Here is an 11,323-nt window from a genome sequence, read left to right as displayed (position 1 = left end):
CCGCCGCCCCCCCCCCCCCCCCCCCCCCCCCCCCCCCCCCCCCCCCCCCCCCCCCCCCCCCCCCCCCCCCCCCCCCCCCTCCGCTCAGGCCCGGTCGAGGGTGAGGTCGCGGGCCTCGGCGTAGCGGGCGCGGACGCCGGGCAGCGGGTCGGCCTCGTGCACCTCGGTGCCCGGCCGCGGCCAGTCCGGCGGCGCCTCCGCACCGGAGAGCACCCAGGCCGCCTGCCGCGCGGCCCCGTCGGCCACGTACTCCCCGGGCGGCGGCACGAGCACCGGCACGCCCAGGACGGCGGGGGCCAGCGCGCGCACCGCCGCCGACCGGGCGCCCCCGCCGACCAGCAGCACCCGGCGGACCGGCGTGCCCCCGGCGGCGACGGCGTCCAGCCCGTCGGCCAGCCCGCACAGCAGCCCCTCGACCGCGGCGCGGGCCAGGTGCGCCGGCTCCGCGGTGGTGAGGGTCAGCCCGTGCAGGGCGCCGGTGGAGGTGGGCCGGTCCGGCGTCCGCTCGCCCTCGAGGTAGGGCACGAGCACCAGCCCGCCCGAGCCGGCCGGGGCCGACAGCGCCAGCCGGGAGAGCTCCTCGTGGTCGACCCCGAGCAGCCGCGCGGTGGCGTCGAGGACGCGGGCGGCGTTGAGGGTGGCGATCAGCGGCAGGTAGTGGCCGGTGGCGTCGGCGAACCCGGCCACGGTGCCGGTCGGGTCGGCGACCGGGGTCGAGGACACCATCGACACGACCCCGGAGGTGCCGATCGAGACGACGACGTCGCCGGGCTCGGCGGCCAGCGCCAGCGCGGCGGCGGCGTTGTCCCCCGTGCCCGGGCCGAGCACCGCACCGGACGGCGTCGTGCCCGCGGCCTCGGCCGGGCCGAGCACCCGCGGCAGCACCGGCGTCCGCCAGAAGGCGCGCACCAGCAGGTCGGGGCGGTACTCGCCCGTCGCCGCCGACCAGTAGCCGGTGCCGGAGGCGTCGCCGCGGTCGGTCACGAGCGCCCCGAGCCCCGGAGAGCCCGCCAGCCGCCAGGTCAGCCAGTCGTGCGGCAGGCACACGGCCGCCGTCCGGTCGGCGTTGTCCGGCTCGTGCTCGGCCAGCCAGCGCAGCTTGGTCACCGTGAACGACGCCACCGGCACCAGGCCGACCGCCTCGGCCCACGCGCGACGGCCGATCTCCCCGCCGCCGAGCTCGGCGATCAGGTCGGTGGCGGCACGGGCGGAGCGGGTGTCGTTCCACAGCAGCGCCGGGCGCACCACCTCGCCGTCCTCGCCGAGGCAGACCATCCCGTGCTGCTGCCCGCCGACGGAGACGGCGGCGACGTCGTCCAGCCCGCCGGCGTCGGCGACGGCGACGTCGAGCGCCGCCGCCCACGCCGCGGGGTCGACCTCGGTGCCGTCGGGGTGCGGCGCGCGGCCCTCGCGGACCAGCCGGCCGGTGTCGGCGTCCCGGACGACGACCTTGCACGCCTGGGTCGAGGTGTCGACCCCCGCGACGAGCACCATCGGCGGGTCAGCGGGCGCCGAGGGCGTGCTCGACGGCCAGCTGCGACAGCCGCACCGCGCCGGCACCGCGGGCCGCGGCGGCGTCGACGTCGAAGTCCTCGAACGCCGACCGGTCGGCCAGCAGGTCCTCGTACGTCTCGCCCGCGGCCAGCGTCGGCTGCGCGAGCTCCGGCACCCGCGCCGCGGCCAGCGCCTCGGCGACCTCCGGGTCGGCGCGGAACGCCTGCGCGCGCTCCTTGAGCAGCAGGTAGGTGCGCATGTTGGCCGCGGCCGAGCGCCACACGCCGTCCATGTCCTCGGTGCGCAGCGGCTTGTAGTCGAAGTGCCGCGGGCCCTCGTAGCGCGGGCCGCCGGAGGGGAAGCCGTTCTCCAGCAGGTCCACCGTGGCGAACGCCGAGAGCAGGTCGCCGTGGCCGAACACCAGGTCCTGGTCGAACTTCGGGCCGTGCTGGCCGTTCAGGTCGAGGTGGAACAGCTTGCCCTGCCACAGCGCCTGGGCGATGCCGTGCGTGTAGTTGAGGTTGGCCATCTGCTCGTGCCCGACCTCGGGGTTGAGCCCCACCAGGTCGGCGTGCTGCAGCGTGGAGATGAAGCCCAGCGCGTGGCCGATGGTGGGCAGGAAGATGTCGCCGCGCGGCTCGTTGGGCTTGGGCTCGAGCGCGAACCGCAGCCCGTAGCCGCGGTCGATCGAGTACTGGGCGAGGGTGTCGATGCCCTCGCGGTAGCGGTCCAGCGCCGCGCCCAGGTCCTTGGCCACGTCGACCTCGGCGCCCTCGCGGCCGCCCCACAGCACGTAGGTCTGCGCCCCCAGCTCGGCGGCCAGGTCCATGTTCCGCATGACCTTGCGCATGGCGTACCGGCGGACGTCGCGGTCGTTGGCGGTGAGCGCGCCCTCCTTGAACACCGGGTGGGTGAACAGGTTGGTGGTCACCATCGGCACGACGAGGCCGGTCTCCTCCAGCGCCGCCCGGAACCGCTTGACGTGCTGCTCCCGCTCGCCGGCGTCGCTGCCGAACGGGATCAGGTCGTCGTCGTGGAAGGTCACGCCGTAGGCGCCCATGTCGGCCAGCCGGTGCACGGTCTCGACCGGGTCGACGGCCGCGCGGGTCGCGTCGCCGAACGGGTCGCGGGCCTGCCACCCGACCGTCCAGAGGCCGAAGGTGAACTTGTCCTCGCGGGTGGGCTGCGTCGCGCTCATGTGTGGTCCCCTCGGGTGGCACGGATTTGTCCGACCATAGAACAAAAGGGCGCCGGGCACTAGCCTGTCGGCGTGGTCGATCCGGGGACGGCTCAGGGCGCGGCGCAGGGCGCGCGGCAGGGTGCGCGGCAGTCGACCCTGCGCACCGGCAACCTCGGGCTGGTGCTGCGCACGGTCTGCGCCGCCGACGAGCCGCCGTCGCGCGCCGACGTCGCCGGTCTCACCGGGATGACCCGGGCGACCGCCGCCCGGCTGGCCGACGAGCTGGTCGCCGGCGGGCTGCTGGCCGAGGCCGAGCGCGGGGCCACCGGGCGGCGCGGCCGCCCGGCCACCCCGCTGCGTCCCGGCGGGCGGCTGGCCGCGCTCGGCCTGCAGGTGGACGCCGGCCAGCTCGCCGTCCGCGTCGTCGACCTGGCCGGCCGGGTCCTCGCCGAGCGGCTGGTGCCCGGCGACTGGGTCGACAGCGACCCGCGGACGACGCTCGAGCAGGTGGGCCGGCTGGCCGCCGGGGTCCTGCGCACGGTGCCGGAGGGCGTGCGGCTGGTCGGCGCGGGGCTGGCGCTGCCGGGCATCGTCGACGTCGACCGCGGCGTGCTGCTGCGCGCCCCCAACCTCGGCTGGCGCGACGTCCGGCCGGCCGACGTCCTCGCCGCGCACCTGCCCGCCGAGCTGGACCCCGTCCTCGGCAACGAGGCCGACCTCGCCGCCCGCACCGTCGCCGAGTCGGCTCCCGGCCGGGCCGGGGCGCACCGCGACCTCCTGTACGTGTCCGGGCAGATCGGCGTCGGCGGCGCGGTCGTGCTGGACGGGCGGGTGATGGGCGGCAGCGCCGGCTGGGCGGGCGAGGTCGGGCACGTGTGCGTCGACCCCGACGGCCCCGCCTGCCCGTGCGGCTCGACCGGCTGCCTGGAGCGCTTCGCCGGACGCTCCGCCGTCCTGGCCGCCGCCGGGCTGCCCGCCGACGGAGACCCCGGCGAGCTCCTGGCCCGCGCGGCCGACGGCGACGCGGCGGCAGCCGGCGCGCTGGCCGGCGCGCGCCGCGGTCTCGCGGTCGCGCTGGCAGGGGTGCTCAACGTGCTCGACGTCCCCACGGTCGTCCTGGGCGGGTTCCTCGGCGGCCTCGGCGAGGGGTTCCGCCGCGAGCTGGAGGACGAGCTGGCCGCCCGGGTGCTGTCCGCCCGGTGGCGCCGTCCGCGGGTGGAGGCGGCCGGCGGCGACGCCGCGCCCGCCGCCACCGGGGCCGCGCTGCGGGCGCTCTCCGGGGTGCTGGCCGACCCGGCGCGCTGGCTGGCCTGACCAGGGCCCCCCGTCCGGGCGAGGTGCGGCCGGGAGGGGCCGCCCAGCGGCCTAGCATCGCGCCATGACCGACGGCGAGCGCGACCGGCCGTCGGTCACCATCTACGACGTCGCCCGCGTCGCCGAGGTGGCCCCCTCGACCGTCTCCCGCGCCTTCTCGCGGCCCGGGCGGGTCAACTCAGAGACGGCCGCCCGGATCCGCCGGGTGGCCGACGAGCTCGGCTACCGCACCGCGCCCCCGGCCCGGGCCGTGGCGTCGTCCCGGACCCGCCTGCTGGCGCTGGTCGTGTCCGACGTCGCCAACCCCTTCTACGCCGAGGTCATCCACGGCGCGCAGGCCGCGGCGACCGCGGCCGGCTACACGCTGCTGCTCATCGACGCGCAGGAGTCCGAGCGGCTGGAGCGGGCGACCCTCGAGCGGGCGCTGCCCTCCGTCGACGGGGTCCTGCTCGCCGGCACCCGGATGTCGGACTCGGCCATCCGGATGCTGTCCAAGCAGAAGCCGGTGATCGTGCTCAACCGGACCATCGTCGACGTCCCCTCCGTCGTGCCCGACAACGCGCGCGGGATCCGGCTGGCCGTCGAGCACCTGGCCGAGCTGGGCCACCGGTCGGTGACCTACGTGTCGGGTCCGGAGGCGTCGTGGGCCGACGGCGCCCGCTGGCGGGCGGTGCTGGAGGCGACGGCCGGGCTGTCGATGCGGGCCCGCCGCTCCGGCCCCTTCGCCCCCGACCTGGCCGGCGGCGTCCGCGCCGCGGAGGAGTTCGGCGAGCGCTACCCGTCGGCGGTCATCGCCTACAACGACCAGGTGGCGATCGGCCTGATCCGCGGGCTCACCGCGCGCGGGCTGCGGGTGCCGCGGGACGTCAGCGTCGTGGGCTTCGACAACATCCCGGTCGCCGACCTGATCACGCCCGGGCTCACCACCGTGGCCGCGCCGCTCTACACCGAGGGGGCGACGGCGACCCGCCACCTGCTCACGCTCGTGGCCAGCGGCCAGCGCGGCACCAGCCTGTCGGCGGTGCTGCCGGTGAAGCTCGTCGTCCGCGGGTCCACCGGCCGGCGCGGCCGCCGCCGCAACGTCCCGGCGGCCGCGCCGGCCGAGGCCTGACCCGCTAGGCGTCCTCCGCCGTCCGCGCGCCGCCGAAGGCGCGCAGCCGGCCCAGCGGGATCGACCCGAGCATCCGCGCCATGTCCATGCCGAGCACCTCCCCGTCCCCCGCCTGGCCGAACGCCCCGAGCATCGGGGCGATCGAGGCCGCGGCCTCCGGGTCGGCCATCAGCTCACCGAGCGTCGTCTCGTCGGTGACCGGCAGCCGGACCTCCTCCCCGGCGACCGCCACGGTCGCGGTGGCGCGCAGGTCCCGGCTGGAGACGCCGGCCCAGACCGCGTACTCCCCCGGCTCGAGCACCCACCGCTGCGCCTTCGGGTGCCAGTGCTCCAGGTCCGCGCGGCGCAGCAGCACCGTCACCTCGCGGCTCTCCCCGGGCTCCAGCGTCACGCCGGCGAAGCCCTTGAGCTCGCGGACCGGGCGCTGCACGGCGGAGCCGGGGACCCCGACGTAGAATTGCACGACCTCCCGGCCGGCCCGGTCGCCGGTGTTGGTCACGGTGACGGTGGCGGTGACCCCCTCGTCGGCGGCGGTGAGCCGGAGACCGCCCACCTCGAACGTCGTGTACGAGAGCCCGTGGCCGAACGGGAAGGTCACGTCGATCCCGCGGGCGTCGTACCAGCGGTGACCGACGAACAGGCCCTCGCTGTAGCGGTGCCGGGAGAAGCCGCCGGGGAAGTCGAGGTAGGCCGGCACGTCCTGCAGCCGCTGCGGCACGGTCTCGGCGAGCTTGCCGGAGGGGTTGACGGCGCCGGTGAGGACGTCGGCCAGCGCCGCGCCGCCCCCCTGCCCGAGCAGGCCGCCGTCGACGACCGCCGGCACCAGGTCCACGACGGGCGCGAGCCGGACCACGCCGCCGTGGGACAGCACCAGGACGGTCCGCGGCTGCGCCGCGGCCACCTCCCGGACGAGCTGCAGCTGGTCGGCGGGCAGCTCGACGTCCTCGCGGTCGAAGCCCTCGGACTCCTGCTTCGCGGCGAGCCCGACGAAGAGGACGGCGACGTCGGAGGCGCGGGCGGTCTCCACGGCCTCGGCGCGCAGCGCGTCGGCGTCGCCGGAGCCGTCGGTGGTGAAGCCCCGGGCGTACGCGACCTCGCCCAGCCGCGCGCGCAGCTCCTCCAGCGGGACGTCGACCCGGGTCGGGTTCACGTGGGAGCTGCCGCCGCCCTGGTAGCGCGGCTGCTCGGCGAACTCGCCGACCACGGCCACGGACCGCTGCGGGCCCAGCGGGAGGACCGCGTCCTCGTTCCTCAGCAGCACCACGCAGCGGGCGGCGGCCCGGCGGGCCAACTCGTGGTGGGCGTCGGCGTCGAACGTCGCCTCCGGACGGCGCCCGGCGGCCACCCGCGCGGCGAGGTCGGCCACGGCCCGCCCGGCCCGCTGCAGCGCGGCATGGTCCAGCCGGCCGTCGGCGACGGCGGCCACCAGGGCGGCGTCGCCGTCGTGGTCCGGGCCGGGCATGGTCAGGTCCAGCCCCGCCGCCACGGCCGCGACGCGGTCGGACACCGCGCCCCAGTCGCTGACCACCACCCCGTCGAAGCCCCACTCGCTGCGCAGCACGTCGGTGAGCAGCCACCGGTCCTCGGTGGCGTACACGCCGTTGACCTTGTTGTAGGCGGCCATGACCGTCCACGGCCGCGCCTGCTCGACGACCCGCTGGAAGGCGCGCAGGTACACCTCGCGCAGCGGCCGCTCGTCGACGTCGGAGCTGGCCCGCATGCGGTCGTGCTCGGCCTCGTTGCCGGCGAAGTGCTTGAGGGAGGTGCCCACGCCCTCGCCCTGGACGCCGCGCACCCACGCGGCCGCCAGGGTGCCGGTGAGCACCGGGTCCTCCGACAGGTACTCGAAGTTCCGGCCGCCGCGCGGATCCCGCTTGATGTTGACCCCGGGCCCGAGCAGCACGCCGACGCCCTGCGCCTGGCACTCGCGCCCGAGCGCCGCGCCGACCTCCCCGGCGAGCTCCGGGTCCCACGACTGGGCCAGCCCGACGGCGGGCGGGAAGCAGGTCGCCGGCTCGCTGGCGGCCAGCCCGAGGTGGTCGGGCGACCCGGCCTGGCGGCGGACGCCGTGCGGGCCGTCGGTCAGCCAGAACGATGCGGTGTCGCCGACGGCCGTCGTCGTCCAGAACGAGGCGCCGCTGCTCAGCGCGGCGGCGTCGGCCGGGGCGATCGGGTCAGGCGTGGTCATCGTCGTCCTCCGGGGGATCGGCGGTGGTCAGGTGCTCGGCGAGGCCGAGTGCCCGGGCGAGCACCTGCTTGGCGGGGCGGCCGAGGGCGGCCGCGGCGCGGGCGACGTCGTCCCACTCGGGCATGGCGTTGAGCACGCGGCCCTCCGGCGTCAGGCCCAGCTTGACGGCCACCGGTTGGCCGTCGACGTCGACGGTCCGGAACGCCCGGGCCAGCGCGTGCCGCCGGGTGGGGGTCTCGCGCACGCCGAGGGTGGTGGTCTCGGCGAACAGGACGGCGCGGACAGCGTCGGCGGCGGCGGGCCCGGTGAGCGCGGTGACGACGTGGCCGGGGCGGCCCTTCTTCACCAGGACCGGCGTGAGCCAGGCGTCGCGCGCGCCCGCGGCCAGGAGGGCGGCGATCACCGCCGGCCACACTCGCGGGTCGAGGTCGTCGACGGTGGCCTCGACGAGCAGCAGGTCCTCGGCCGGGGCGGCGCCGAGGAGCTCGCCGACCACGAGGCGGGCCGCGTTCGGCCGGTGCGCGGGGTCGCGGCCGCCGGCGCCGACGCCGGTCCGCTCGGGGCGCATCGGCGGCATCGTCCCGAAGCCGCTGGCCAGCGTGGTGGCCAGCGCGACGCCGGTGGGCGTGGCGAGCTCCTCGTCGTCCGGCCCGCCCGACGCCGGCGCCCCGGCGGCCGCGAGCAGCGCCAGCACGGCCGGGCCGGGGACGGGGATCCGGCCGTGCGCGGTCCGCGCCGAGCCGCCGCCGAGCGCGACCGGCGAGACGACCAGCCGGTCGAGACCCAGCGCGGCCACCCCGGCGCACACCCCGACCACGTCGGCGACCGCGTCGAGCGCGCCGACCTCGTGGAAGTGCACCTCCTCCGGCCGCACCCCGTGCACCCCGGCCTCGGCCTGCGCCAGCGCCCGGAACACCGCCGACGACGACGTCCGCAGCGGCCCGGGCAGCCGGTCGAGCAGCAGCCGGACGTCGGCCCACGTGCGGTGCGGCTGGCCGGCCTCGGGCGCGTCGACGTGCACCCGCACCGCGCGCAGGCCGCCGCGGCGCACCTCCTCCGCGCGCAGCGTCACCGGCACGTCGAGCGGCGCGAGGGCCGCCCGGAGGTCGTCGAGGGCGACGCCGGCGTCGACCAGCGCGCCCAGCAGCATGTCGCCGGAGACGCCGTTTGAGAGGTCGAGCCAGCCGACCCGGCTCACGCTCGGTCCCCCCGGGCGTCGGCCAGCCCGCGGGCGATCCGCGCGGCGGCGACGCCCGCGCCGAACCCGTTGTCGATGTTGCAGACGACGACGCCCGGCGCGCAGGAGTTGAGCATCCCCAGCAGCGCCGACAGCCCGGAGAAGCTCGCGCCGTAGCCGACGCTGGTCGGCACCGCGATCACGGGCGTGCCGACCAGCCCGCCGACGACGCTGGGCAGCGCCCCCTCCATGCCGGCGACGACCACGAGCGCGTCGGCTGCGGCGAGCACCGGCCGGGCGTCGAGCACCCGGTGCAGCCCGGCCACCCCGACGTCGGTCACCCGGACGACCCCGACCCCCGAGGCGCGCAGCGTGAGGGCGGCCTCGGCGGCCACCGGCTCGTCGGACGTGCCTGCGGTGACCACGGCGACGGTGCCGCGCGGTGGAGGCAGCTCGCCGACCGCGACCGTGGAGCGGTCGACGGTCGCGTCGGGCCACCGGTCCCGCAGGGCTCCCACCGTCCCCGGGGTCGCGCGGGTCACCAGCGCCGGCCGGCCGGGGGCGGTCTCGCGGAGGGTGGCGACCACCGCGACGACCTCCTCGGTGGTCTTGCCGGCGCCGTACACGACCTCGGGGTCGCCGGTGCGCGCCAGGCGGTCGGTGTCGACGCGGGCGAAGCCGAGGTCGACGTACCCGTGGTCGGCGTGCGCGGGGTCGGTCACCGGGCGACCGGGGTGAGCTCGAAGGCGCGGCCGGGCCGGTAGGCCTGCTCGTCGAGCTCGGCACGCCGCAGCGACGGGTCGATGGTGCGCATGCCCGACAGCACCGCGCTGACCACGGCGGCGTCGACCCGGTGCCGGTCGGACTCGCCCACCTCGATCCGCACCTCGTCGTCGCGCACGCGGCAGCGCACCACGCGGACGCCGGTGTGCCGGGTGACCAGCGCCTCCCCCACCTCGACCGCCCGCAGCCGCAGCGGCGTCACCGCCGTGCCGGTGTACAGCCGGCTGGCCAGGCACGGCGAGGCCGGCAGGTCCGCCCACCCGAGGCCGAGGCGGGCCGCGATCGCCCGGATGCCGGCCTTGCCGATGCCGGCCTCCACGTAGGGGTGGCGGACGCCGTGCTCGGCGGCGGCACGCAGCCCGGGCCGGTACTCCCCCAGGTCGTCGGTGTTGGCGCCCGACACCAGCACGTGCGTGCCGTCCACCGCCGCAACCACGCCGGACATCGCGTCGTACAGGTGCGTCTTGCAGACGTAGCAGCGGTCCCGGGGGTTGGCGAGGTAGCGCGGGTCGTCGAACTCGCGCGAGCGGACCATGCGCAGCGCCCACCCCTCGGCGGAGGCCGCCTCCAGCACCCGTGCCGTGGCCGCCGCCGGCACCGCCGGGGTGACGCTGTGCACCACGAGCGTGCCGGCCGGGTCGGCGCGGTGCGCGACGGTGGCCAGCAGCAGGCTGTCGACCCCGCCGCTGCAGGCGACCGCCCGCCGCGGCAGCTGCGCCAGGACCTCCTCCAGCCGCCGCAGCGGCGCCGCGGTCACCGGGCGGCCAGCCGGAACAGCACCTCGCCGGCCTCGGGCACCAGCAGGGTGTCCGGGTCGGCCGCGGCGGCCGCGAGGTCGACCGCCGCCGGGTCGAGGTGCTCCAGGTTCGCCGCACGGACGACGTCCTCCGGGATGCCGGTGGCGAGGGTGACCCGCACCCGTGGCCGCTCGACGCCCGTGGCGGCGTCGTAGGTGCCGGCGCCGCGCAGGTGGGTGGAGTGCGCGAGCACGCCCCAGTGCAGGTGGGAGAAGCGGTCCCACTGCTGCACGAAGTAGTCGCGGCAGTGGTAGCCGATCTGCTCGATCTCGGGGTGCATCTCCGAGATCCGGGTGATGTGCGGGGCGTAGATCAGCACCTCGCCGCCGTCGGCCACGACCGGCTCGACCTTGTAGAAGCCCTTGGCCGCGGTCCACATGTCGTCGTACTTCTCCGGGACGACGGAGACGACCCGGCGCACCGGCGCGTCGAGGTAGCGCACGTGGGTCCGGGCGGAGACGTCCGCGGCGGCGGCCCAGGCGGCCTGCGGGTCGCCGAAGGCGACCGAGTGCAGGGCGCCGCTGCCCGACTGCGCCACCACGCAGGCGGCCAGCCGCTGCGCCGGGACCATCGCCGCGGCCTCGTCGATGAGCGCGCGCACCGGCGTGGTGCCGCGGGTGCCGATGATCTCCGCGCTGCTGATCAGCGCACCGAGCCAGTGGGAGAGGTCGATGATCTCCTGGCCCGCGACGCCCGGGAAGAAGTACTTGTTGCCGCCGGAGAAGCCCACGACCTCGTGCGGGAACACCGGCCCGACCACGAGCGCGACGTCGTGCTCCACGACGGCCCGGTTGAGCCGCACGTCCACGCTCTCGCTCAGCCGCCCATCCGACAGCTCGGCCACCCGCTCCGCGGGGATGGTCCCGAGCGACACGAAGGTGTCCGGGTCGGCCCACTCGTGGTTGAGCACCGTCGTGCCGGGATAGCGGGCGGCGAGGTCGCCGGCGGGGTACCCGAGGTGGCGGGCGAGCTGCGCCTCGCTCATCGGCGCGTGGGTGCCGAGCGCGATGAGCACGGTCAGCCGGCTCACCCGGCCGGTCAGCGCGCCGTGCACCGCCGACAGCAGCAGCGGCAGCGGGCAGCTGCGGGTGGCGTCGGGCACCACCACGCAGACGCTGCGCCCCTCGAGGTCCTCGGCGGCCAGGCAGTCGGCCAGGAAGCCGGCCACCCGCGCGTCGTCGAGGACGCCGTCCGGGCCGCCGACCGTGCTGACGGCGGCCGTGCGGGGGTGGAGGGACACCTGGGTCATGGCCGCACCATGCGCCGCGGGATGTGACGC

9 protein-coding genes are annotated in these 11,323 nt (G+C 77.4%); 2 read left to right on the top strand and 7 right to left on the bottom strand.

All coding sequences use genetic code 11. The features are described from left to right. Window positions 1-84 precede the first annotated feature (84 nt). Together ACI8AX_RS18240 and xylA are read right to left on the bottom strand one after the other, a co-directional pair. The gene (locus tag ACI8AX_RS18240; protein ID WP_456551265.1) at window positions 85-1,494 is read right to left on the bottom strand and encodes a xylulokinase; all 1,410 of its coding nucleotides are present in this window, start codon (window positions 1,492-1,494) and stop codon (window positions 85-87) included. 7 nt (window positions 1,495-1,501) lie between these two features. After that, window positions 1,502-2,692, bottom strand: a complete 1,191-nt coding sequence (xylA, locus tag ACI8AX_RS18235) for a xylose isomerase (protein WP_456551264.1) — start codon at window positions 2,690-2,692, stop codon at window positions 1,502-1,504. Window positions 2,693-2,764: 72 nt separating this feature from the next. Between xylA and ACI8AX_RS18230 the strand changes: the two genes are divergently transcribed. Beyond that, on the top strand, window positions 2,765-3,988 hold the full coding sequence (locus ACI8AX_RS18230) for an ROK family protein (RefSeq protein WP_456551263.1): 1,224 nt from the start codon (window positions 2,765-2,767) through the stop codon (window positions 3,986-3,988). Window positions 3,989-4,052: 64 nt separating this feature from the next. Beyond that, window positions 4,053-5,099: a LacI family DNA-binding transcriptional regulator gene (locus tag ACI8AX_RS18225; protein WP_456551262.1), complete on the top strand. Its 1,047-nt coding sequence runs from the start codon at window positions 4,053-4,055 to the stop codon at window positions 5,097-5,099. A gap of 4 nt (window positions 5,100-5,103) precedes the next feature. Here ACI8AX_RS18225 and ACI8AX_RS18220 read toward each other — a convergent pair whose 3' ends face one another. From ACI8AX_RS18220 to ACI8AX_RS18200, 5 genes are read right to left on the bottom strand one after another with little or no spacing between them, the layout of a single operon-like run. After that, window positions 5,104-7,287 (bottom strand): glycoside hydrolase family 3 C-terminal domain-containing protein, encoded by a 2,184-nt coding sequence (locus ACI8AX_RS18220; protein ID WP_456551261.1) that lies wholly within the window; start codon window positions 7,285-7,287, stop codon window positions 5,104-5,106. Further along, window positions 7,274-8,485, bottom strand: a complete 1,212-nt coding sequence (gene larC / locus ACI8AX_RS18215; protein WP_456551260.1) for a nickel pincer cofactor biosynthesis protein LarC — start codon at window positions 8,483-8,485, stop codon at window positions 7,274-7,276. Before larC ends, ACI8AX_RS18220 begins: the two co-directional genes overlap by 14 nt. Then, the gene (gene larB, locus ACI8AX_RS18210) at window positions 8,482-9,186 is read right to left on the bottom strand and encodes a nickel pincer cofactor biosynthesis protein LarB (protein WP_456551259.1); all 705 of its coding nucleotides are present in this window, start codon (window positions 9,184-9,186) and stop codon (window positions 8,482-8,484) included. Before larB ends, larC begins: the two co-directional genes overlap by 4 nt. Next, on the bottom strand, window positions 9,183-10,004 hold the full coding sequence (locus tag ACI8AX_RS18205; RefSeq protein ID WP_456551258.1) for an ATPase: 822 nt from the start codon (window positions 10,002-10,004) through the stop codon (window positions 9,183-9,185). Before ACI8AX_RS18205 ends, larB begins: the two co-directional genes overlap by 4 nt. Continuing rightward, window positions 10,001-11,293, bottom strand: coding sequence for a lactate racemase domain-containing protein (locus tag ACI8AX_RS18200; RefSeq protein WP_456551257.1), 1,293 nt, complete (start codon window positions 11,291-11,293; stop codon window positions 10,001-10,003). The genes ACI8AX_RS18205 and ACI8AX_RS18200 overlap by 4 nt, the downstream gene beginning before the upstream one ends. Between the last annotated feature and the right edge of the window lie 30 nt (window positions 11,294-11,323).

This window comes from Blastococcus sp. SYSU D00813 (genome assembly GCF_054050735.1).
The sequence above is the reverse complement of the archived record's forward strand: the minus strand, read 5'-3'. Positions and strand labels throughout refer to the sequence as shown.

Bases quoted from the DNA above. Each gene is read 5' to 3' on its own strand.
- xylA (WP_456551264.1), bottom strand. From the start codon at position 2,692: ATGAGCGCGACGCAGCCCACCCGCGAGGACAAGTTCACCTTCGGCCTC.
- ACI8AX_RS18225 (WP_456551262.1), top strand. From the start codon at position 4,053: ATGACCGACGGCGAGCGCGACCGGCCGTCGGTCACCATCTACGACGTC.
- ACI8AX_RS18200 (WP_456551257.1), bottom strand. From the start codon at position 11,293: ATGACCCAGGTGTCCCTCCACCCCCGCACGGCCGCCGTCAGCACGGTC.
- ACI8AX_RS18240 (WP_456551265.1), bottom strand. From the start codon at position 1,494: ATGGTGCTCGTCGCGGGGGTCGACACCTCGACCCAGGCGTGCAAGGTC.
- ACI8AX_RS18220 (WP_456551261.1), bottom strand. From the start codon at position 7,287: ATGACCACGCCTGACCCGATCGCCCCGGCCGACGCCGCCGCGCTGAGC.